At 62.8% G+C, this 21,192-nt stretch carries 25 protein-coding genes and 1 pseudogene; 11 read left to right on the forward strand and 15 right to left on the reverse strand.

Annotation, left to right across the window (positions count from 1 at the left end):
- The first annotated feature begins 9 nt into the window (after nucleotides 1-9).
- Genes BJY26_RS09220 through BJY26_RS09235 form a run of 4 tightly spaced genes read left to right on the forward strand, consistent with a single transcriptional unit; the run spans nucleotide 10 to nucleotide 2,003 of the window.
- Nucleotides 10-633 (forward strand): TetR/AcrR family transcriptional regulator, encoded by a 624-nt coding sequence (locus BJY26_RS09220; RefSeq protein ID WP_179427593.1) that lies wholly within the window; start codon nucleotides 10-12, stop codon nucleotides 631-633.
- Nucleotides 634-672: 39 nt separating this feature from the next.
- Nucleotides 673-1,176, forward strand: a complete 504-nt coding sequence (locus BJY26_RS09225) for a nitroreductase family deazaflavin-dependent oxidoreductase (RefSeq protein WP_179427595.1) — start codon at nucleotides 673-675, stop codon at nucleotides 1,174-1,176.
- Between the two features lie 48 nt (nucleotides 1,177-1,224).
- Nucleotides 1,225-1,440 (forward strand): helix-turn-helix domain-containing protein, encoded by a 216-nt coding sequence (locus BJY26_RS09230; protein ID WP_179427596.1) that lies wholly within the window; start codon nucleotides 1,225-1,227, stop codon nucleotides 1,438-1,440.
- Nucleotides 1,441-1,445: 5 nt separating this feature from the next.
- On the forward strand, nucleotides 1,446-2,003 hold the full coding sequence (locus tag BJY26_RS09235; RefSeq protein ID WP_179427598.1) for a Clp protease N-terminal domain-containing protein: 558 nt from the start codon (nucleotides 1,446-1,448) through the stop codon (nucleotides 2,001-2,003).
- Between the two features lie 68 nt (nucleotides 2,004-2,071).
- Here the strand turns inward: BJY26_RS09235 and ctaD are convergent, their stop codons facing one another.
- Nucleotides 2,072-3,805 carry an aa3-type cytochrome oxidase subunit I gene (gene ctaD, locus BJY26_RS09240; protein ID WP_179427600.1) on the reverse strand — a complete coding sequence of 578 codons (1,734 nt, stop codon included), beginning with the start codon at nucleotides 3,803-3,805 and terminating at the stop codon, nucleotides 2,072-2,074.
- 353 nt (nucleotides 3,806-4,158) lie between these two features.
- Here ctaD and BJY26_RS09245 point away from each other — a divergent pair, with 353 nt between their 5' ends.
- Complete coding sequence (locus tag BJY26_RS09245) at nucleotides 4,159-4,560, forward strand: GlcG/HbpS family heme-binding protein (protein WP_179427602.1); 402 nt, start codon at nucleotides 4,159-4,161, stop codon at nucleotides 4,558-4,560.
- A gap of 29 nt (nucleotides 4,561-4,589) precedes the next feature.
- Here the strand turns inward: BJY26_RS09245 and BJY26_RS09250 are convergent, their stop codons facing one another.
- From BJY26_RS09250 to BJY26_RS09265, 4 genes are all read right to left on the reverse strand, one after another.
- On the reverse strand, nucleotides 4,590-5,393 hold the full coding sequence (locus BJY26_RS09250) for an ABC transporter permease (RefSeq protein ID WP_179427604.1): 804 nt from the start codon (nucleotides 5,391-5,393) through the stop codon (nucleotides 4,590-4,592).
- A complete protein-coding gene (locus BJY26_RS09255) occupies nucleotides 5,390-6,391 on the reverse strand; it encodes an ABC transporter ATP-binding protein (protein WP_179427605.1) in 1,002 nt (333 codons plus the stop codon). Before BJY26_RS09255 ends, BJY26_RS09250 begins: the two co-directional genes overlap by 4 nt.
- A gap of 95 nt (nucleotides 6,392-6,486) precedes the next feature.
- The gene (locus BJY26_RS09260; RefSeq protein WP_179427607.1) at nucleotides 6,487-7,410 is read right to left on the reverse strand and encodes a hypothetical protein; all 924 of its coding nucleotides are present in this window, start codon (nucleotides 7,408-7,410) and stop codon (nucleotides 6,487-6,489) included.
- 32 nt (nucleotides 7,411-7,442) lie between these two features.
- Entirely contained in the window at nucleotides 7,443-7,892 is a 450-nt protein-coding gene (locus BJY26_RS09265) for a DUF2269 family protein (RefSeq protein ID WP_179427609.1), read from the reverse strand.
- A 60-nt stretch (nucleotides 7,893-7,952) separates the two neighbouring features.
- Here BJY26_RS09265 and BJY26_RS09270 point away from each other — a divergent pair, with 60 nt between their 5' ends.
- Complete coding sequence (locus BJY26_RS09270; protein WP_179427611.1) at nucleotides 7,953-8,726, forward strand: fructosamine kinase family protein; 774 nt, start codon at nucleotides 7,953-7,955, stop codon at nucleotides 8,724-8,726.
- 117 nt (nucleotides 8,727-8,843) lie between these two features.
- Here the strand turns inward: BJY26_RS09270 and BJY26_RS19555 are convergent, their stop codons facing one another.
- The 3 genes from BJY26_RS19555 to BJY26_RS09285 form a co-directional block, all read right to left on the reverse strand.
- On the reverse strand, nucleotides 8,844-9,230 hold the full coding sequence (locus BJY26_RS19555) for an ACT domain-containing protein (RefSeq protein ID WP_179427613.1): 387 nt from the start codon (nucleotides 9,228-9,230) through the stop codon (nucleotides 8,844-8,846).
- Between the two features lie 57 nt (nucleotides 9,231-9,287).
- A complete protein-coding gene (locus BJY26_RS09280) occupies nucleotides 9,288-9,863 on the reverse strand; it encodes a GNAT family N-acetyltransferase (RefSeq protein ID WP_179427615.1) in 576 nt (191 codons plus the stop codon).
- Nucleotides 9,864-9,935: 72 nt separating this feature from the next.
- Nucleotides 9,936-10,514 (reverse strand): phosphatase PAP2 family protein, encoded by a 579-nt coding sequence (locus BJY26_RS09285; RefSeq protein WP_179427617.1) that lies wholly within the window; start codon nucleotides 10,512-10,514, stop codon nucleotides 9,936-9,938.
- A 129-nt stretch (nucleotides 10,515-10,643) separates the two neighbouring features.
- On the opposite strand from BJY26_RS09285, the gene BJY26_RS09290 reads away from it, so the two are divergent.
- Nucleotides 10,644-11,750 carry a hypothetical protein gene (locus BJY26_RS09290; RefSeq protein WP_179427619.1) on the forward strand — a complete coding sequence of 369 codons (1,107 nt, stop codon included), beginning with the start codon at nucleotides 10,644-10,646 and terminating at the stop codon, nucleotides 11,748-11,750.
- Between the two features lie 33 nt (nucleotides 11,751-11,783).
- Here the strand turns inward: BJY26_RS09290 and wecB are convergent, their stop codons facing one another.
- Nucleotides 11,784-12,935: a non-hydrolyzing UDP-N-acetylglucosamine 2-epimerase gene (gene wecB, locus BJY26_RS09295; RefSeq protein WP_179427621.1), complete on the reverse strand. Its 1,152-nt coding sequence runs from the start codon at nucleotides 12,933-12,935 to the stop codon at nucleotides 11,784-11,786.
- A 134-nt stretch (nucleotides 12,936-13,069) separates the two neighbouring features.
- On the opposite strand from wecB, the gene BJY26_RS09300 reads away from it, so the two are divergent.
- Together BJY26_RS09300 and BJY26_RS09305 are read left to right on the forward strand one after the other, a co-directional pair.
- Nucleotides 13,070-14,710: a sensor histidine kinase gene (locus tag BJY26_RS09300; RefSeq protein ID WP_179427623.1), complete on the forward strand. Its 1,641-nt coding sequence runs from the start codon at nucleotides 13,070-13,072 to the stop codon at nucleotides 14,708-14,710.
- A complete protein-coding gene (locus BJY26_RS09305; RefSeq protein ID WP_179427625.1) occupies nucleotides 14,707-16,527 on the forward strand; it encodes an XrtP-associated glycosyltransferase in 1,821 nt (606 codons plus the stop codon). The genes BJY26_RS09300 and BJY26_RS09305 overlap by 4 nt, the downstream gene beginning before the upstream one ends.
- Here BJY26_RS09305 and BJY26_RS09310 read toward each other — a convergent pair.
- Entirely contained in the window at nucleotides 16,524-16,913 is a 390-nt protein-coding gene (locus BJY26_RS09310) for a response regulator transcription factor (RefSeq protein ID WP_179427627.1), read from the reverse strand. The genes BJY26_RS09305 and BJY26_RS09310 overlap by 4 nt on opposite strands.
- A 135-nt stretch (nucleotides 16,914-17,048) precedes the next feature.
- On the opposite strand from BJY26_RS09310, the pseudogene BJY26_RS09315 reads away from it, so the two are divergent.
- Nucleotides 17,049-17,192, forward strand: a pseudogene (locus BJY26_RS09315) (helix-turn-helix domain-containing protein); the annotation flags it as partial.
- A 206-nt stretch (nucleotides 17,193-17,398) separates the two neighbouring features.
- Nucleotides 17,399-18,103, forward strand: a complete 705-nt coding sequence (locus BJY26_RS09320) for a nucleotidyltransferase domain-containing protein (protein WP_179427631.1) — start codon at nucleotides 17,399-17,401, stop codon at nucleotides 18,101-18,103.
- 13 nt (nucleotides 18,104-18,116) lie between these two features.
- On the opposite strand, the gene BJY26_RS09325 is transcribed toward BJY26_RS09320, so the two are convergent.
- From BJY26_RS09325 to BJY26_RS09345, 5 genes are all read right to left on the reverse strand, one after another.
- Nucleotides 18,117-18,797, reverse strand: a complete 681-nt coding sequence (locus tag BJY26_RS09325) for an HAD family hydrolase (protein WP_179427633.1) — start codon at nucleotides 18,795-18,797, stop codon at nucleotides 18,117-18,119.
- A 112-nt stretch (nucleotides 18,798-18,909) separates the two neighbouring features.
- Nucleotides 18,910-19,149: a nucleotidyltransferase family protein gene (locus BJY26_RS09330; protein ID WP_218852343.1), complete on the reverse strand. Its 240-nt coding sequence runs from the start codon at nucleotides 19,147-19,149 to the stop codon at nucleotides 18,910-18,912.
- A gap of 59 nt (nucleotides 19,150-19,208) precedes the next feature.
- Nucleotides 19,209-19,568 carry a DoxX family protein gene (locus BJY26_RS09335; RefSeq protein WP_179427635.1) on the reverse strand — a complete coding sequence of 120 codons (360 nt, stop codon included), beginning with the start codon at nucleotides 19,566-19,568 and terminating at the stop codon, nucleotides 19,209-19,211.
- A 1-nt stretch (nucleotide 19,569) separates the two neighbouring features.
- On the reverse strand, nucleotides 19,570-20,175 hold the full coding sequence (locus BJY26_RS09340) for a TetR/AcrR family transcriptional regulator (protein WP_218852345.1): 606 nt from the start codon (nucleotides 20,173-20,175) through the stop codon (nucleotides 19,570-19,572).
- 61 nt (nucleotides 20,176-20,236) lie between these two features.
- Nucleotides 20,237-21,136, reverse strand: coding sequence for a TolB family protein (locus tag BJY26_RS09345; RefSeq protein ID WP_237249073.1), 900 nt, complete (start codon nucleotides 21,134-21,136; stop codon nucleotides 20,237-20,239).
- Between the last annotated feature and the right edge of the window lie 56 nt (nucleotides 21,137-21,192).

The following is a 21,192-nucleotide window of genomic DNA, read 5'->3' on the forward strand; positions in this document are numbered from 1 at the left end:
ATAGTGAACATGCGATCACTTGTCGATGACAGAACGTCACGTGCCCGAATTCGGGACGAAGCGTTGCGCCTCTTTGCCCGGCGGGGTGCCGAAGCGGTGACGGTGCGCGATATCGCGGCGGCCGCGTCCGTGTCCCCGGCCCTGATACTCCGTCATTACGGGTCCAAGGACGGTCTGTGCGAAGCGGTCGATGACCATGTGGCGGGTGTTTTCGAGTCGATGCTGGCAAACGTGACGGGCTCCGGTGACGGTGAAGCTCTCGATGCGGAAGCGGTGCCAAGCCTCGCCGAGGTGGTTGCCGGCACATTTGGCGTCGACTCGCCGATTCCGGCGTATTTGGGACGGCTGCTGATCGGCGACGGGCGACCGGGCGCTGAACTCTTCCGCAAGCTGTACTCGGTCAGCCTTGAAGCCGCCATTGCGCTGGAGCGCAACGGCGCCATGGCTCGCGGCACCGATCGCGAGGTGCGGGCAGCATTCCTGCTGGTCAACGACCTGGCCGTGCTGATGCTGCGATCCCGACTGCAGGAGGTCCTCGGAGTCGATCCGCTGTCGGCGGCCGGAATGCAGCGGTGGGGTGCCGAAGTGCTGACGGTCTATCGATCCGGGCTCGGTGCGTCCCATGACCAATGATGCGATCCAAACGGCGAACTATTCGGAGGTAAAACACCAATGAAGGCGTCCCAAGCGTTGTCGGCGAAATTGACCGCCGGTCTTACCCGCGGTGCCGAGCGCGTCCTGCGCAACCGCCGGCTCATGCGGATGCCAATTCTGCTCTATCGGGCTCGACTCGGTTTTCTGTTGGGGTCGCGATTCGTGCTTGTCGAACACACCGGCCGGAAATCCGGTTTACGCCGGCAGGTCCTTTTGGAAGTCTTTGGGCATCCGGCCCCGGGATCCTACATCGTTGTCTCGGGATTCGGCGGTAAGGCGCAGTGGTTCCGCAACGTCCAAGCGGATCCACGGGTGCGAATCTCGGTGGGCCGGCGCACGTCGACCCCGGCCACGGCGCGGCTGCTCGCCGGTGCCGAGGCGGACGACGCCTTGCACGCCTATGCCGCCCGCCACCCTCGCGCCTGGGAGACGTTCAAGCCCGTCATCGAGTCAACTCTCGGCCGGCCAATACGTGACAGAGACACCGAGTTGCCGCTTATTGCCTTCGATATCGACGGATGAACGTCAATTAAAGTTGACAATGCTCAAACGTCAACCTAAATTGACATTATGACAGATACGAAAACGCTCGCCGACTCCGCGGCGAATTCCGATCCGGCTATCGGACTCCGAGCGGTTCTGGCCTTGCGCCGCTTGCACGAACGACTCGAGGCGGTACAAGTCAGCAATGCGCGCCGGCAGGGTTGGTCGTGGCAGGCCATCGCCGACTCGCTCGAGGTGTCCAAGCAAGCAGTGCACAAGAAATACAACAGGAAGGCGCGGTAACAGCAATGTTCGAACGATTCACGAAACCCGCCAGAGCGGCCGTCGTCCAGGCCCAGCAACGTGCACGCGACATGCAAGCACGCCAAATTCGCCCCGAACACGTATTGTTCGCAGTCATCGACACCGCAACCGGCCGGGTGGCCCGAGTGCTCACGGAAGCGGGAATCACTGTCGACGACATTGTGTCCGGCGGCCCGGAACCCGGTGGACCGCTCGGTGCCGACGATGCCGATGCGTTGAAGGCGATCGGCATCGACTTGGCAGCCGTGCGCGAGAGCGTCGAGGCGCACTTCGGCGACGGCGCGTTCAACGGTGCGGGCGACGAGCACCCCGGTCGTACCGGCAAACGCGGACATATTCCGTTTTCCAAGCCGGGCAAAAAGGTGCTTGAACTCTCGCTCCGGGAAGCCATCGCGCGCGGTGATAATTTCATCGGTACCGAACACATCCTGCTCGGCTTGCTGCGCGGTGCCGACCCGGCAGTCGTCAAAGCCGTCGCGCCGCACACGTCCCCGGCCGCGCTGCGTGCGCACATCAACCAGGCATTGGACGCCGCGGCCTGACCGCGAACCTCGTGCGCCGGCATGGAAAGCGGTGCCATAGCACGCCTCGCGGGCTGCCGGCCTGGACCTCAGGGCCCCTTGGCCGGCCCGCCGTCGTCATCGGCCCCCAACTTGTCCGAAGCACCGACGGCCGCGAATGACGGCCGCCAGTCGTAGGGAATGGATTCGGGATGATGGAGGTCGAACGCCGGGCGTTCGGAGCGGATGCGCGGCAAGGTGGTGAAGTTGTGCCGCGGCGGCGGGCAGGACGTTGCCCATTCGAGCGAACCGCCGTAGCCCCACGGGTCGTCGACGGTGACCTGCTTCGCTTTTCTGGTCGTGCGGAACACGTTCCAGAAGAACGGGATCATGGACGCGCCCAGCAGGAACGACCCGATTGTCGACACATCGTTCATCCACTGGAAATGATCTTGCGGCAGATAGTCGGCGTACCGGCGCGGCATGCCCTTCACGCCCAGCCAGTGCTGGATCAAGAACGTGGCATGGAAGCCGATGAACAGCATCCAGAAGTGGATCTTGCCCAAGGTTTCGTTGAGCATCTTGCCCGTGAATTTCGGCCACCAGAAGTAGAACCCGGCGAACATGGCGAACACGACGGTGCCGAAGACGACGTAGTGGAAGTGCGCGACGACGAAATAGGTGTCCGAGAGCTGGAAGTCCAGTGGCGGGCTGGACAAGATCACACCCGTCAGGCCGCCGAACGTGAAGGTCACGAGGAATCCGAGCGACCAGAGCATCGGGGTCTCGAAGGTCAGAGACCCCTTCATCATGGTGCCGATCCAGTTGAAGATCTTCAGGCCGGTCGGAATGGCGATCAGCATCGACATGAAGGCGAAGAACGGTAGCAGGACGGCGCCGGTGACGTACATATGGTGTGCCCACACCGACACCGACAAAGCCGAAATGGCGATAGTGGCAAAGATCAAGCCCTTGTACCCGAAGAGCGGTTTGCGGCTGAACACCGGGAAGATCTCGGACACGATCCCGAAGAACGGGATGGCAATGATGTAGACCTCGGGGTGGCCGAAGAACCAGAACAAGTGCTGCCAGAGGATGGGGCCACCGTTGGCGGGATCGAAGACGTGGGCGCCGAACTTCCGGTCCGCGCCGAGCGCCAACAGGGCGGAAGCCAATACCGGGAATGCCATCATCACCAACAGGCCCGTCAAGAGGACGTTCCAGGTGAAGATCGGCATCCGGAACATCGTCATGCCGGGTGCGCGCATGCACATGATTGTCGTGATGAAGTTGACCGAGCTGAGGATGGTGCCGAAGCCGGACAACGCGAGCCCGAAGACCCAGAGGTCCCCGCCGAAGCCCGGCGAATACGTCGTTGAGGAAAGCGGGGTGTACGCGAACCAGCCGAACGATGCGGCGCCTTGCGGGGTGAGGAACCCGCCGACCGTCATCAGCCCGCCGAACAGGTAGAGCCAATATCCCAGCGCGTTCAGCCGGGGGAATGCGACGTCCGGCGCACCGATCTGCAACGGCATGATGACGTTCGCGAACCCCGAAAAGAGGGGAGTGGCAAACAGCAGCAGCATGATCGTGCCGTGCATGGTGAACATTTGGTTGTACTGCTCTTTGGTCGACAGCACCTGCATGCCCGGCTCCCAGAGCTCCGAGCGCATCAACAGGGCCATCAGGCCGCCGAGCAGGAAGAACACGAACGACGTGATCAGGTACAAATAGCCGATCACCTTGTGATCCGTCGACGTGACCCACGAGGCAACAATGCTGCCCTTGCGGCGGGGTGTTAATTGAGTACCGTCGAACGTCGACGATGTCGTCGAATAAGCCATGATCCGGCCTTCTGCCAGGTTGCTACGAACTCGCTAATTTGGCGCGACGATTCCTCGCCGCGTGGTCGAGGCGTCTACGGAAGGCGTCTGAATCGAATTTGTACTTGTAGCTTGGCACCGATCGAGGGGGCGGGAGCACGCGTCGGCCGCTTTTTTCAATTTTCCCGGCGGCCGCGAATCGTTGACACCGCGCCGCGGCCGGCGTCCAATGAAGAGAGTAACGCTCAGCAAGACATACAAGGGCCGGTCCAACGGACCGCGGCACATGGCCCCTTGCGCAGGTTTGTCTGCCACCGGACTACGCGTCGAATTACCGATTCGCTGCCGCCCGGGCAGCACAAGGGGAGAACGCAATGTCCGCATTAACCCTGGCCGACGCGCGCCGCGTGATCGAGGCCGGAGAGAACAGGGCTACCGAAATCGGCCAACCGCAGAACGTGGCAGTCGTCGACACGGGCGGCAACCTCGTCGCTCACGTCCGGATGGACGGGGCGTGGATCGGCAGCGTCGATATCAGCATCAACAAGGCATGGACGGCGCGCGCCTTCAATATTTCCACTAAGGAATTGGCCGACAACGCGCAACCGTCCGACCAGTTCTACGGCATCCATGCCAGCAACAGCGGCAGGGTGATGATCTTTGCCGGCGGAATTCCGTTGACGCGCGACGACGAGGTGATCGGCGCAGTCGGCGTCAGCGGCGGCTCCGGTGACCAAGACCAGACCGTGGCCGAAGCCGCGGCCGGCGCTCTATAAACGGCGTCCGGCTACCCGGTGCCGGCGGGTCAGACGTCGCTGGACTTCAACCGAATCGACGCGGCAACGAGCAAGACGAAAGCCCATGCCCCCATGATGAGTCCGCCCTGCCATTGGTTGAACTTGTCGCCGGACGTGCTGATCTGCGTCATTTCTTGCCCGGCTTGGCTCGGTAGATACGGCGACATGTTGTTGATGGCATCCAGCGGAATGAGTTGGAAGATGATCGGCACGATCAATAGCAAGGCCAGGGTCGTGACAATGGCGCCGGCCGAATTGCGCAAGAGGAATCCGATGGCCATGCCCATCAGTGCCGCGCACATCAAGTAGAGTCCGAGTCCGGCGATGATGCCGGGAACGCCGTCGGTCGTGAAGGCAAAGTCAAGGTTCTTGGAGGCGAGAATCGGCTGGGCGACCGCCCACCCGGCAACCCCGGCAACGATGCCGAGCACCAGCGCCGTGACGGCGAGCACCAATACCTTGGCCAGTAAAGCCGATAGGCGTTTTGGCGCGGCCGTCATGGTTGACCGAATCATGCCCGACGCATATTCGCCGCCGATCATGACAGCGCCGAACGACGCGACGATCAGTTGGCCGAACGTCAGCCCGGTAACCGGTGCGGTGTGCAACGTCGACTCGGGAATGGCGCCCTTCGACCCGGCGGATTGATGCCCGGCGAACGCGAAAAGTGCGCTGATGCCGACCAGGATGACGACCGTGACGATGAGCAGGACCCACGTCGAACGCAAGGTGCGCAGTTTGATGTATTCCGAGCGGACAAGGCGAGCGAAATTGACGCCCTTGGCGTCCTTGGCCGTCACTGCGTGGCTCATTCGCCGCCTCCTTGTGCTTTGCGGGCCGACCGCTTGGCAGCCTTTGACTTCTTGGCGGATTTCGTGCCGGCTTCCGGGCCGCCGTCCGCGCCGGTGACCACACCATGCGACTGGTATTCCACGTCGTCCCGCGTGAGACCCATATAGGCTTCCTCGAGCGAAGCCCGCTGCGGCGTGAGCTCGTAGATGAGAATCCGATTGTCGAGTGCGACCTGGGCGATCCGTCGCGGATCGACGCCGGACACGTGTAACAGATTCGGCTCGGAATCGGTTGTCGCTCCGTCTCCGAGAACCGCTTGCAACTCGCCGGGCTGATCGGTTCGCACCAACGTGTTGTCCTTTTGCTGCCTGTTGATGACGGCGTCAATGGGGTCGTCGGCAAGGATCTTCCCGCGGCCGATCACTATCACGTGATCGGCGGTCTGCGTCATCTCACTCATCAAATGCGACGACAAGAACACCGTGCGCCCGTCGGCCGCAAGCTCGCGGACGAAATTACGCACCCACAGTACGCCGTCCGGGTCAAGACCGTTCACCGGCTCGTCCAGAATGACGGTGCGCGGATCGCCGAGCATGGCCGCCGCGATACCGAGCCGTTGCCCCATTCCGAGAGAAAAACCGCCGACGCGCTTCTTGGCGACCGGGCCGAGGCCGGCCATGTCGATGACCTCTTTGACCCGGCGGCGTGGAATCCCGTGCGTGGCGGCTAGCGCGTGCAGGTGCTGAAATGCGCTGCGCCCCGGATGCACGGCCTTGGCCTCCAACAACGCGCCGACCTCGCGGAGCGGGGCCCGGTGATCGCGGTAGTGCTTGCCACCGACCGTTACGTCGCCGCCGGTCGGACGGTCGAGCCCTACGATCATCCGCATCGTTGTGGATTTACCGGCCCCGTTCGGGCCCAGAAAGCCCGTGACGGAGCCCGGATGCACGGTGAACGAAATATCATTCACGGCGGTCTTCGAGCCGTAACGTTTACTAAGGCCGTTGGCCTGAATCATGAGTGTCCCTCCGGGATGACCCTATCGGCTCATGCCCACGTTAATCGAACGCGTTAGCGGCCTGTCGCGATATTGGTGCTGCGCCGCGGCGCCGTTCACTGATACGAAATGAACCATGGCTCGGGGTGAACATCGAGAGTCTGGCGCGGCGTGAACAACGGCTCGTCCTGCCGGTAGAAGTTCTTCCATCCCATCCGCGCGTGCGCAGGCAGATCGCGTGCCAACTTCCGGTAGGCGCCGCGCTTGTCCTTAGGCGTGCCGTGGCCGTCGGAATGTACGATGACGGCCAACTGGTCGTGCGAGGTGTCGAGGTCGGTGCGGTCGGTAATCATGGACGTGCGGAACTGGTGCAGCAGTAGTGCTTTTTGCGGCAAATCGTTTGCCGCGGTCAAGTGCGCCAACCAATGGATGACCTCGTTGATGTCGTCGGCGTTGGTCGAGCCGATCTGTTCCAACGGTTTTTGCGACGGCGTGAGTTTCCATTCGGCGTCGAGCGCCAACCCGACATGCGGATATTGCAGCAACCGACGGTAATGCTTTGCCTGATCGATGAACCGTGCCCGTCCGGGTTGAAGATCGAGGACGACGTACACCCCCGCCCGGCGGGCGGCGTCAATCCACGGCGTCAACGACCGGGGAGACAAACGGGCCGAATAGTCGTGACGCGGGCCCGGCTCCGACGTGCCCATTGTCGCGATGACTTCGAACGCCGGCATCACTGGTTTCGACGTCAGCTTTGCGTATCGATGCGCCAGCTTCCGGACGCGACGGGCACCGGCTGCCGGGCCCTGCGCACCGAGCGCGCCCATCGAGGAGGTGCCGGGGCGCCCGTACAACGCAACGATACGGCGGGACGGGAAAATCGTCCGCCCGCCGCCGGGTAGTTCGTCGTGCCGACGGGCCGGTGACGATGTCGCGCTCGGACTGCCCTGGGGCGAATCGGTCTGGGGCGAATCGGGCTGGTCCGCGCACGCCGCGATCGACGCTGCAATCGGTGCTCCGAGCAGCGAAAATACCAACCGACGCCGAACCGGCTGTGGCTCGTGCCCGATTACGGCTTCCAGACCATCAAGACGACGACGAGAACCAGTAACAGCGTTGAGATACCGGAAAATGCGGCGATCTGCGGGTAACCCTTGCTTTGCGCGGGCGCACCGGCCTCGCCGGCGGGCTGTAGCGCCGCGGCTGCCTTGCGCATGGCCGGCACGACGACGAGCAGGTTGAGCAAGATGGCGATGAGCCAGGCGATGAGCGACGTCATCACCCAGCCGGTGGTCACTGAAAGGCCGTATTGGGGATCGCTCATTCCAAGGAGGCCGAAGCCCAAGATGACGACCAAAATCGACAGCAGCGAAAAGATGAACGTTGACTTCGCCAGTGTCGCGACCTGTCCGCCCTGGCCGGCGCGGATCGACCGCATGGCAGTCATGGGCAGGATCGCCATCGGACCGACGATGAAGACGGCGAGGACGACGTGCAGGACGTCAAACAATGTATTCATACGTCCAGGCTAGCCCGTCCGTCTCGCGGAGCGGACAGCGCGCATGCCAGCATGTCTCGTATGGCTGAGACATTCACGAAACGCGAACCCGGCGCCGACCCGGACTTTTTCGCCGCGCAGGCTGCAGGTCTCCGGTGGCTCGCGGACGCCGGGGGAGTGCACATCGTCGGCGTCCGGGATGTTGGCTCCGAGAGCATCGAACTCGAGCGTGTGCGCGAGGTGGGACCGGACATCGAGTCGGCACGCCGATTCGGCCGGGACCTCGCCGTCATGCATGCCGCCGGTGCCGCGTCGTTCGGCGCCCCGCCGCCCGGATATTCCGGCACGAATTTCATCGGCTCGTTGGCACAGCCCTGCAAACCCGAAGCGTCGTGGGGAGTCTTCTATGCGCGTCAGCGGGTGCTGCCCTTCGTCGATATGGCAGTGGAGGCCGGCAATTTGCGGCCCGATGCGGCGGACGACGTGCGACGGGCATGCGATCTGATCGAATCCGGCGAATTCGACGACGGCGAATCGCCTGCACGATTGCACGGCGATATATGGGCCGGAAACGTGCTGTGGACACCGGAGGGCGTCGTGCTGATCGATCCTGCCGCGCACGGCGGTCACCGCGAGACGGACCTGGCCATGCTCGCGCTCTTCGGGTGCCCGTACTTGGACGACATTCTCGAAGCTTATGACAAGGAGAGCCCGCTTCGGGACGGATGGCGGGAGCGAATCCCGTTGCATCAACTTCATCCGTTGGCGGTGCACGCCGCTGGGCACGGTCCGTCCTATGGCGCGGCGTTGCACGATAGCGCTTTGGCCGTCCTGAGAGCTCGCCGATCGAGTTGAGACTGTGAGTCCTCGCCGTCGATTGATGGACGGCCCCGGGGCCACCTCGTCGGCCGGGGAGTCCGTCCGCGAGAGCGAGCAGATGTTGCGCTGACGCCGTCTCGGCGATGGTGATCCTCAGGCGGTGAGTTCACGGAGAACGCCAAGAGCGTCATCGAGTCGATCAATCGGTACGAGCAGGTGATCGTGGTAGTTGCCTGCGATGACGTTGCAGCTGATTTCCGCTGTGGCCAAGGCCGTGCTCACTGCTGCCGTCAGCCCGACCGCGTCCAAGGCAGAGTGCACCTGCAAGGTGATCCAGCCGGCCACGAATGAATAGGGCAGTCCTAAGCGCCGGGCGTCGTCCTCGGCGACCAGCACGCTCAGTCCTTCGGCCTCAAGCACGCTGGCAAAGATCTCGGCGTCCACTGGGACGGTGTCGACTGTTGCAAAGACAAAACGTCCCGGCCGGTGCTGCGGCGACATAGTCGCCATCAGTGTCGCAAGATCCGACTCTCCGCTCACGTAGACCTCACATCCACTTCACTCCCGCATCTTCGAACTCGCGGACGCGGTACCGGATCATCCCAAGGCGATCACCTCGGCCAGCAATGACTCGGAAATCGCCCTGTCGGCGTAGATGACGCGCTCGAGACCGGCAGTCGGCGCGGCGTCCGGCGTGACTTCCGATGCGCCGCGCCACACGAGCGTGAGCCCGAGTTTATCCAGGATGGCCGAGGAAGCCGGATTATTGCTCAGCGCCCGAGCCGTGACGGGAATGGACGGGAACTTGTCATGTGCGGCGTCGAGTCCGGCACGGGCCAACGTGGTGGCGAACCCGCGGCCCCAGGCGGCCGGATGCAGTCGGTACCCAAGGTTCCAGACTTCGATATCGAGCATTGTCACGCCGCCGGCTCCGACCAAAGTACCCGCGGGGAGGGCGTCGCTCACATCGGTGCTGAGCCGTGCTGCCCACTGTCCAAGTCCATAGCGTTCTTGGCTGGTCATGGATCGTTCGACAAGCGCCCGAGTGGCGGCGATGTCCGTATGGCGCCCGGACGGCAGATGCCGCCATGTGCCAGGGTCGGAATAAATGTCGTGCAGTTCGAGGACGTCGTCCGGCGTCAATTTCGTCAGCGACAACGGTAATTGAGTCACGCTGCGAGTCTAAGCGTCGTCTCCGACAACGGAGACGACAAACAAATCAAGGATGCCGGGCCCGGGCGGCACCTACGCGGCGGCCGCGTGCCGGGACCTCGTGCGGCGCCCACGACCGCGTCCTCTGCTTCGTTTGGCTCCGCGGGTCAGCCCGGCAACGATTGCAACGATGAGGGCTCCCACGAGCGCCGTCACGATGCCGCCGGCAATGTCGAGCGGATAGTGCACGCCGCAGAATATCCGCGCGAAACCGACAAGCACGGAGGCGATCAGTGCGAGCACGCCCCACTTCTTGTACCAGCTGAAGAACAAGAGCGCGAAGGCGATCGCGCAGCCGGCGGTCGTGTGGTCGCTGGGGAAGGATTGGCCGGATTCGTGAGTCATCAACTGAGTCAGATGATGGGTGGTGAACGGTCTGGCCTCGATGTAGAGATGATTCGCCAGCCGCAAGAGTCCGAATGAGACCACGAGCGTAAGAAGAAGGAAGATCACCTGCCGCCACTGGCGCTTGAACAGCAGGATCAAGCCGCAGATCCCGCCGAGAGCGAATACTCCATAGATGAGATATTGGGCGCAAAACAGCATGACGTCGTCTAGCAGCTGGTTATTGCCTGCCCAGCCGTTGATGAGTAACAGCAGATGCGTATTCATCCGACAAACGTATCGGCGATTCCTGCGAAAACCTTGACGGTCGGCTCGGCGAGTCGTCAGTCCGGGCCGCATTGGGGACGGCAGGTCGGTGTCCCGTTCCGTGGCGGGGCAGCGAGTATTCTCACGTCTATGAATTCCGAAATGCTGTTGGCCGGTCCTCGAGGGCGACGCGTCTGTCTGACCTTTTCAATGCTGGCTGACGACGGCGTCGACCAATCGGCGGAAGCCTTCGCGCACGGCATCGAGGAAGAGCACGGCGCCGTGCGATACCGGAGCCCGGCACGATATTTGGTCTCGAAATTTCTCCGGACCGGTGAGCCCCCGGTGCTCGCGCCCGTGCCCGGCACCGTTGCCGGCAGTGTCGCAGCAGCACTCGAACAAGCCGAACTGCCGGATCCGACCGACAAGGCACTTTGGGACTCGCTCACCCAAGCGGTCGACACCGCCTATTACTGGGAAGAGCCCGACGGCCTCGACAGACTCGCCTTTCAGCCGGAAATGGCCGGCCCGCTGAGCCGAATAGCGGCCCATATCGCGGCGTCACCATTGACGAGGTGGTGGTCGACTCCAATTGCGGCCGAACAGTGGAGCATTCAATTCGCGGATCCGCTACACGATGACGACGAACCCGACCGACGCTCCCCAGCTCGGATTTTGGGCGAATGGCACTCCGAAGCGATCCGTGCCGAGCGCCGGTCGCACGCCGACCTTCACAGCGATGTGCGCGCCGCCATCTCCGGCGAATGGTGGTCGATGCCCCCGGACTCGTTGACCTCGTCGACTCGAATTTGCGGGCACCGCGGCCCGGTCGGGCTCTACCTGGCCGAGGACTCCTTTGGTCCGGAGCAAGCCGCCGCCACCGCGCTCGAACCGGGCGGCAACATCTATGAAATCGACTCGGCCGAAGCGTTCGCCGACCTGTGCCGTCGATACCCGCTCGAGGTCACGGCATCCCGCCGCCACGACTGGTTCAGGGTTACTGCCAGGGACGGCCGTTGGGTCATCCCGGACTGGCGCGCGGTCGCTGAAGACTGGGACGCCGTCCACCTCACCATCGCCGCGTACCTGCACACCGCCGGCCGCACGGTGGGCGTCGACGGCGACACGGCTACCGTGATGGCCGGCTGGGCACCGGATGCGACGTATTGGCTGACCGACAGTTATCGGCTGGCATCCGACCACACCGGCTGGACCTACGATGACGACGCGGAAATCTGGCGATCCGGCAGCAAATAGCCAACTGGTTGCCGGTGAGCTCTGTCGCCGAAATCATTCCATCGCGTGGTCGAAGTCCGGCATGCGCGTCCCTACTCCGAGGTATTCGGCGATGGCCGCCGAGCAGCGCGGGGCGGCGAGTCCGTCGCCGTACGGGTTGACCGCCCGGGACATGGCCGAGTACGCCCGGGGGTCATCGAAGAGCTCGGCGACTTCGCGCACGATCCGCTCGGACGCGGTGCCGATCAGCTTGACGGTTCCGGCCTCGACGGCTTCGGGCCGCTCGGTGCTGTCGCGCATCACAAGTACTGGTTTGCCCAATGACGGTGCTTCTTCCTGCACACCGCCGGAGTCGGTCAGCACGACGTCGCTCATTGCCAGCAGATGCGTGAATTCGCGGTAGTCGAGTGGTTCGACCACCGTCACATTGGGTAGATCGTCAATGTGCGGCAGCACCGCTTCGCGCATGACCGGACTGCGATGCGCGGGAAACACGACGCGTAGCTCCGGACGTTCGGTGGCCAGCTGCCGCAGCGCCCGGCCGATGTTCGACATCGCATCGCCGTAGTTCTCGCGCCGGTGTGTCGTGACGAGAAGCACCGGCGCGTCGATTCGGGCAAGTGCCGCAAGCTCCGGGGTCGTAAAGTCGGCGGGCCGGCGCACGACCTCGTGCAAGGCGTCGATGACTGTGTTGCCCGTGACGACGATGTCGTCGTCCGGCACCCCCTCATGCACAAGATTCGCCCGGCTGGACGCCGTTGGCGCGAGATGAAGCGATGCGATCTGAGTGGTGATCTTGCGATTGATCTCTTCCGGGAAGGGCGAATACCGGTGTCCCGATCGCAGGCCCGCCTCGAGGTGCACCACGGGGATCTGCTCATAAAACGCAGCCATCGCGGCCGCTGTCGACGTACCCGTATCCCCTTGGACGACGACTGCGTCCGGTTTCACGGTTTCGAACAGCTCGGCCAGGCCCCCGAGGGTCTTTGCAGTGATCGCGGACAGCGTCTGCCTCGGCGAGAGGATATTGAGGTCGTGGTCGCCAACGATTCCAAACAGCTCGTTGACCTGATCGAGCATTTCACGATGTTGGCCCGTCAAACTGATGAAAACGTCCAATTCCGCCGTCTCCCTCAGCGCGGCCACCAGCGGCGCCATCTTCACAGCTTCGGGGCGGGTGCCGTACACCGGCATGATCAACGGCATGGTCAAATCAACTCCAGGTTCGAGGAAATGGGGACTCGTTCTGCACTACGTCCCTTCAGTGTTCTTGATACCGTGATGTCGTCTCGGACTGGGGGACGGGCTACGGGCGACGGCAGGTATTTGATGAAGGTCTCATGACATCGTTTTTCAAGCGGTACATCGACGAGTTCACGGCGGAGCGGGCTTCGACGAGCGCGACGGCGCAGCAATTGCCGTTCGCGGTCACTTTTGCCATCGCCGTTGCTGCGATAGCGGTCTTCCGCACTCATACCTTCCTCGAAATCGAATTCGTGGCCGGCGTCGTCATCGTCGTCGCCGTGACGATTCTGGCGTTTGTGATCACGTGGCCGCGAGCGGCGACGGTCATCATGATAGTGCCGGTGGCGGACTTTCTGGCTATTGCGCTGTGCAGCGATGCCGCGGCGTCCGAAGGCCTGTCACTGGCCATCTTGTGTTTTCTGCCGGGGCTATGGCTGGCCATCTTGTTCCGGGGCAAGGGCGCCTGGCTTGCCACGGCACTCACCATGGTCGCCTTGATCGTGCCCGATGTCATCCGCTTGTCGCCGAGCGACGACGCGTTCGTGTTTGTCCGACACGGACTCGTATGCCTGGTGATTCTGGCGGTGTGCGGCGTCGTCGTGGTCATGCGCCGGCAATTGACGATTGGACGCCGTCATCGTCGCGAAGCGCTGGCTCAATCGCGCGCCAGCAAGAACTTGCTGCAGGCCATCGTCGACAGCGTCGACGTCGGCATTCTGGCAATGGACAACGACGGCAACGACATGATTTTCAACCGCGCGCAACGCGAGATCCATGCCGTCGTGTCGCCGCCGGAGAACACCGATAAGACGGAGGCCGGCCACCTCATCTACGATCTCGACGGCGAAACGCCGTTGCCGGTTGGTGACCGCGCGGCCGCGCGCGCACTGCGGGGCGAGTCGTACAGCGGGATGACCATGCTGATCGGCCCCGGCACCGAGCGCGAGCGGGCACTGTCGGCGTCCGCGCGCCCCTTGACCGGTCCGGACGGCGAGCACATCGGCACCGTCGTGGCCTTCTACGATGTGACGGAATTGGTGCGTACGGTTCAGGCCGGCGAACGATTCGTGTTGATGGTCTCCCACGAGTTGCGCACGCCGATCACGTCGATCATCGGCTATCTGGACCTGCTCGTCGACGAGGCCGGCGGCACGAACCAGGCGATCGACGAGTATCTCGCCGTGATCAACAGGGGTGCCGAACGCGTGCTGTCCCTTGTCGACGATCTGCTTCTCGGCGCCCGGCTCGACAACGGCAAACTCCAGCTCAACCCGGTGCCGACGGACGTCGCCGCGTTGATCGCATCTTCTGCGGAATCAGCCGAACCGCGTGCTGCTTCCAAGAACATCGAGATCGTTCGCCGTCTCGAGCCGATGCGTCCCGTCGCCGTCGATGGTGCCCGGCTCAGCCAAGTGATCGACAATCTGCTTTCCAATGCCATCAAGTACACGCCGGCGGGCGGACGAATCACCCTGAGTGCCAAAACGAATGCGAATAACTTGATCATCGAGGTCGCCGACACCGGCATCGGCATGACCGCCGAAGAAACCGCCAATATCTTCACGGCGTTCTACCGCGCGGAGGCGGCAGTGCAGCGCCGCATCGATGGGACGGGGCTCGGCCTTGTCGTCAGCAAGGAGATCGTCGAACAGCATGGCGGATTCATTGCCGTGTCGTCGACGGCCGGCGTCGGGTCGGCATTCCGCGTGACGATTCCACAGCTGGAGCGGCCATGAAACGTCTCTTCGGCATCGTCGTCGCCATGCTGTACGGCGGGTCGGCGTTCGCACTCGTGTGGAGCACCGGCATGTACGACGGGTTCGCACGGGACCCGTGGCTGAGCGCCGCATCCTTGGTCGTCTGCATCACTGCGGCCGTGTCATTGGCCTATATCAGCACACTGTTGATGGTGTTCCTGACCGGCCGCAGCCCGGAACCCGGCGATCCCGAGGCGTTCGACTGGCATCTCCTCGTGCCGTGTCGAGACGAAGAGAGCGTGATTGCCGCGACGGTCTCGGCCGCACGTTCGTCGTTTCCCGGCGCGCATTTGTGGATTATCGATGACGCCAGCGACGACGGGACGGCGAGCGTCGTCCGGCGCCTGATGGAATTCGACGATCGGATCCACTTGATTTCGCGCGTCCGGCCGGACGCACGGCTCGGCAAAGGTGAGGCGCTCAACGACGCTTACCGCACCGTCAGCGCCCGGATCGGTGACGATCCCGAGATGCGGCGCCGCACAGTGATCGGGGTGCTCGACGCAGACGGCTACCTGTCGGACAACGCGCTCGCCGCCATCGCGGGCCCGGATGCGTTTGGCGACTCGCGGGTGGGGGCCGTCCAAATCGAAGTGTGGATGAAGAACCGGAATGATATGCGGCCGCTGCCCGGACGCGGACGGATTGCCAATGCGTTCGGCAGATACTTGGTACGAATGCAGGACGTCGAATTTCGCACCACGAACTCGGCCATGCAGCTCTTTCGCGTGCAGACCGGCAGCGTCGGGATGGGCGGCAACGGCCAATTCACTCGTCTGGACGCGCTGGACGCCGTCGCGGAGCGTTTCGGCGCGCCGTGGGGTCGCAAACTCAGCGAAGATTACGAACTCGGGCTGCATATTCTCGAACTCGGCTACCGCAATCACTACACGCGTGCCGCCCACGTGTCGCAAGAGGCCTTGCCGTACGGGCGGCGCCTGCTGACCCAGCGCACACGGTGGGCGCAAGGCATCATGGAATGCGCGAGCATCCTTCCCGCGCTCCGTCGAAGCCGTACGGTTCGGCCTCTTGGCCTGCTCGAAGTCAATTTCTTCATGAGTCAGCCGTTGTTGATGATGCTGAACCTGATCCTGCTGCCGATCTTGATCGTCACGGCCGTGGTGCGCGGCCAATTCGGCACGTTCGACGTGGGCACGACGGCGTCGCTTGTGGCGGCGCTGCTGGCGTATCTGATCCTGCCGTATGCCGTGTGGGGCCCGATCTACCGTCACATTGCGCGGGACGAGCGGCGCGTGCGAACCGGCGTCCTGGTTGGCTTGGGCATGCTGATCTACGTGTACGCCACCTACCTTTACTATCCGCGCGCCATCGGGCGGATGCTGACCGGCCGGAACGCGTGGGCCAAGACCAAGCGGAATGCGGACGACGTGGTGCCCGTGCCGACTGCGGTATCCGACCGGCTGCTCACGGTGCCGCTGGTTGACCCGGTCGTGCTTGAGGACTTGGCCGGCGAATTGGACCAGCGCAACGACTTGGCGCTTGAATTCGTCGCAGCGTTCGCGGTCATGTGGCCGACCCGGCTCGCGCGCATCAGCGCGGCGATTGACGCCGAGGACACAGTGGCCGGGCGCGACGCCGCCGAAAGCATCCGTGTCTCTGCCACCATGGTCGGAGCCGGCCGGCTCAGCCTCGTCGGTTCAGAGATGACCGACTTGGTGCGGGCCGGCGATTTCGAGTACGCCCGACGCAGGTTGCAACTGCTGAGCGACATCGGTACGGAAACCGTCGACGAATTCCGGACGAATTACCTGGCGGCGCTGAAAGGGATCGACTAGTTGCCATCGGCCACGGGCGGGACGGCCATGACGTCGGTGATTCGCTCCCGCAATTGCCGGGGCCTGAACGGTTTGGTGACATAGGCGTCCGCGCCCGCATGCAATCCGAGCGTGACATCGGCGTCATCGGCCCGCGCGCTGACCATGATCACGTGTTTCGAATAGAACTCACGGAGTTGCTCGACGACCCTATAGCCTTGAATATCGGGAAGGCCGACGTCGACGGTCACGAGGTCCGGATCATCGCGTCGAACTGCATCAGTCCCGTCCGCTCCGGTTGCAACGGCAGTGACAGCGAAGCCGCATTGCGAGATAACGATCTCGAGCAGTCGACGGACGTCATCATCGTCTTCGACGACTACGGCGCGCAAACCGGTTCCAGACATAGTGCAACCCTACTCATACGAAATCCCCGAATGGAATGGGATTTGGCAACGGGCAGCTTCACGTACGTCAGTTCCGCCCCGGTTTTGGCGGGACCGGCACATTCCGCTGAATGAGCGAGCCGGCAGGTTCCGTTGCTTGAGCCGGCCAACATTTCGGTTCTGGAAAACGGTCGCGCCAAAGCAATCCGCTTCAGCACCCTCGACGCCATGTGCAAGGCCTTGGATTGCCAACCCGGCGACCTTCTGGAATGGGTTCCCGAAGGCAACGGTCGACGCTGAGAACCGGCGTCCCCAAAAGCCGATTCGCGGTCCCGAGTACGACCACGGATGGCTCACCACAGTGATGGCCGACCCCGAGCGGAACGAGTTTTGCATCCTGGGCCCGCCGGCTGACGTTCTATCAGAGTCACTGCGGTGAACTATGCCGCTCACCGGTCGCACAGCGCTGATATTTTGATGCAATGAGCTGTCAATCGGAATGTGCCGTGGATGATGGACTCGCGGATTCCGCGCGACGGTACGTCGAAACAAGGCATCCCGGAGCCATCGGCTCTCTGCTCGGTGGAAGCACCGCGTTGGGGTTGGCAACTCCTTCGTCGGATCTTGACATCGTTGTCCTTTATCCGGATGGTGGACCCAATTACGTGGAAACCAGCTCGCATGAAGGGAAGCTCGTCGAAGCCTTCATCCACACATCGGCAAGCATTAGCTGGTGGAATGAACGCGAGGCGGCCGCATGCCGTCCCATTCTTGCCAACTTGTGTGCCCGCTCGATGGTGCTGAGTGGGGAGCAGTGCGCGATCCCCGTGCAACGAGCGGCCAAGAAGCTCTTGGCCGGCGGGCCCCCGCCACTGACGTCCACTGAACGTGATGACCGGCGTTACGCGTTGAGCGCAGCTCTTGATGATCTGGCGGGCACTTCAAACCCTGCGGAACGTTTTGCAGTGCGGTTCCAGGTCTTCCGATCGGCATGTGAACTGCTGTTACGGCTCAACCGTCGATGGCTCGGCAACGGTAAGTGGCTGGTGCGGCACCTGGAATCAGTCGATGACCAGATAGCTTGCGATCTCCTCAAGTGGGCTGGGGAAAGCGGGAATGCGCACGAATTGCGGACGCTCGCGCACGCCGTCCTCGACCGGGTCGGTGGCTACCTCCAGGAAGGGCACGTCCGGGGTCCAAAACCCGACTGACCGCTATCGGCGCTCAGCCGGTCGCGGCGAGCCACGGGAGGATCTGGCTGAGTTTTGTCGCTGTCAGGTCAGGCTCGATCGGCTCGGATCGCTTCGCGTCGTCCCGGTTGAGCCAGATGCCGGCCCATCCGGCGTTTTGCGCACCGGCGACATCGTTAACGAGCGAGTCGCCGACCATCACATATCTCTGCGCGGGCAGCGCTCGCTCAGCTGCATCGAAGATGCGGGAATCAGGTTTCTCGACGCCTACATCCTGGGAAAATACAGTCGCCTGGAGCAATCGTTCAAGCTCGACATGATTGGGGTAAGAATTCCCGTTAGAGAGCAATCCGATCCGACAATGGCCAGCGAGTGCTTCCAGCGTCGGAAGCACGTCGTCGTAGAGGTCGACTCCAATGAACCGGTGCTCTAGATAGAAGTCGTTCAGATGTACCGCCATGTTTTCGTCTGTGACGCCGAGGCGACGAAGACTCGTACGGAACGCTTCGAGCCGAATTTCCTCAAGGTTCGCAGTGACTCCTCGTAGCGCATCGGCGGTCTGGCCGCGGTCCGCGACAAATGCCTCGACAGACAGGTCACCACGAAGCGCAGGCATGCATGCGCGAAGTTCATTGATGGTCGACGCAAGCGAACGCCGCAACAATGCTTGAAAGTCCCAGAGTGTCTGGTCCCCGTCGAAATAGACTGTGATCACGTGGCTGATTTTGCCAGATCAGCCCTTGACCTCCTTGGGGCAACTGAGACGTGCTGAACCTGCCCGGCTGACCGCGGATGATCGGGCTGCCCGGTCAGTGGGTGAACTCAGGTCAGAGCGGTGTGGCTTCGACGGCGATTCGATCGTAGTCGGAACGCAAACCGCCTTCCGAAACGACGCCGACATGAATTCGGGTCAGTTCGGTGAGCGCCTCGGTCAGATTAGGGAGGTCGAGAATATCCGCATCGGGTTTGAAAGTGACTAAGAGATCGATGTCGCTACCAGAGGTGTTCTCGCCGCGTCTGATGGAACCGAACACGCGCACGTCGCGCGCTTTGTGCTGCTTGACCACACCGAGAATTTCCGCGCGGTGTCTGGCAAGAACGATCGATGGCCGCGGGGCCACCCGAACTACGCCACAACCCCAGCGATGAGAACTGCCAGCGAAATGGCCAGCATCCCGAGGCAGTTCAGCCAAAACTCATGTCGTAAGAATCGTGCTTTGATATGCGCGACAGCTGCGACGACGAAATAGGCCACGACTCCGACGTTGGCGGCCAGGGCCACGCCCGGCACGACGATGCACGTTGCCAGTCCGGCAGCTGCCGCGAATTTCACGACGATGAGAACCCACCACCAGTCTCGCGGGAAGCCGACCCCGTCCAGGCAATCGCGGATCAACCTCGGCGGCCGAATGGACATCACGCCATCCGCAAAGAGAACGAGCGCCAGTACCCCGGTCGGCCACCACGGATCCGGCGTCAATGGCACGTCATTTTCCTTTCACGAAAGTGACGGCGGCAACGGCAGACCGGACATCGTCGAGTGCCGATGAAACTGTCGACGTCGTGCCCGCCCAGCTGAACAAGATGCCGAGGTACGAGTGGTAAATGACACGAGCGGCCGTCTTCGAGTGCTCCTGTGTGATGCCGGCGTCACGAAGAATCTCCTCGAACTCGCGCACCAGCTCGTCCGCCAATTCGTTGAAGATCGCCGGCTCGTGGTTGCCGCTGACGAGAACTGCCGCGTAAGTGCGAGCCAGCTCCTGGTCGCCGGCGAACAGTTCGATGAACGGTTGAACGAGTGCAGCCACGCGCTTACCGGGGTCGGTCGTCGGCAAGGTCGGCTCGTCGGAGGAGCGCGGCGGGTGCTGCTGTTGCAGGTCCGCGATCCAGGTATCGAACGTTTTGACCAGTAGCGTGTTTTTATCGCCGACGGCGATGACCGTGCCCGTGCTGACTCCGGCCTCTGCCGCGATTCCGCGGACCGTGGTCGCCGCAAATCCGCGGTCGCGAAAGAGCGTTGCCGCAGCAGTCAGGACTTTGACACGTGTCGTTTCGCGTCGATCGGCCCTTGAATGAACAGGTTCAGTGAACATGTTCATTACCATAGCACGACCAACGGGTCCTAGGTGGTTCGATGAAGGTCGGGGCCGGCCGTCACTCTTCAATCGGATAGCTGACTATCGCGAATTGCGCCCCACTCGGATCCCAGCCATTGACGTTCATGGTGCCCTGGCCGCCGAAAACACGCGCAACGGGCCGAGCCTCGCTCCAGTGCCCGTCCCGCACGAGCATGACGTCGACTTGTCGATCGGCCGGATGCCCCTCGGTTCCGGGCGGGAACGCAAGATAGACCGCGAAATTGCCTGTCGGCGCGAGGTGCGGGAACCAATTGACCGACTCGTCGAATGTCAGCTGCTGGACGTCGGATCCGTCGGTACGCATGCGCGCGATCTGCGCATGCCCGTCAAACCGTTCAGTATTGAAATAGATCCATTTGCCGTCCCGGCTGTACTCGCTGCCGTCCTCACGAGCAGCGCCAATCGTCAGCCGTCGAGACTTTCCTTCGTCGAGAGCGAGCGTATACACCGAGCCCGGCCCCCACTCGGTTCCCGAGCGTCGCTCGATACCGATGAAGGCGATCTCGCGGCCGTCCGGCGAAACGCCGTGCAAGAAGTGCAGCAAACCGTCGTCCGGCGTGATGCGCTTGCTCGATCCGCCGGCGAGCGGCGCCCGGTAGATATTGCCGTCGCCGGCGGACAAGAAGATGTGTTCGCCGTCCGGGTCGAGGACGTGGTCATTGTTGAGGTCCGAGACATCGCCAATGGCGATTTCGGCCAGTCGGCCCGATCCGAGGTCCAGTCTCCACAACCGTCCGGCTCCGTTCAAGATCAGCGCCTGACCGTCGAGGGTCCAATTTGGAGCCTCAAGAAGCAGATCTCGGGTATCGAATACGTCCTGTCTCGTGCCGTCTGCTCCGACGGTCGAGACGACTGTCCGTTGGCCGCTCGCCAAGCAGCGTCCAGTCGGTGAGTTGCTCGACGATGAGAATGTCACGATCCAGTCCGTTCAGGAGTGTGCGGGAAGTTCTGAGCTGGTCAGTCTACACACCG

The sequence above is a fragment of the Spelaeicoccus albus genome (assembly GCF_013409065.1).
GTDB classification, from domain to species: Bacteria; Actinomycetota; Actinomycetes; order Actinomycetales; family Brevibacteriaceae; genus Spelaeicoccus; species Spelaeicoccus albus.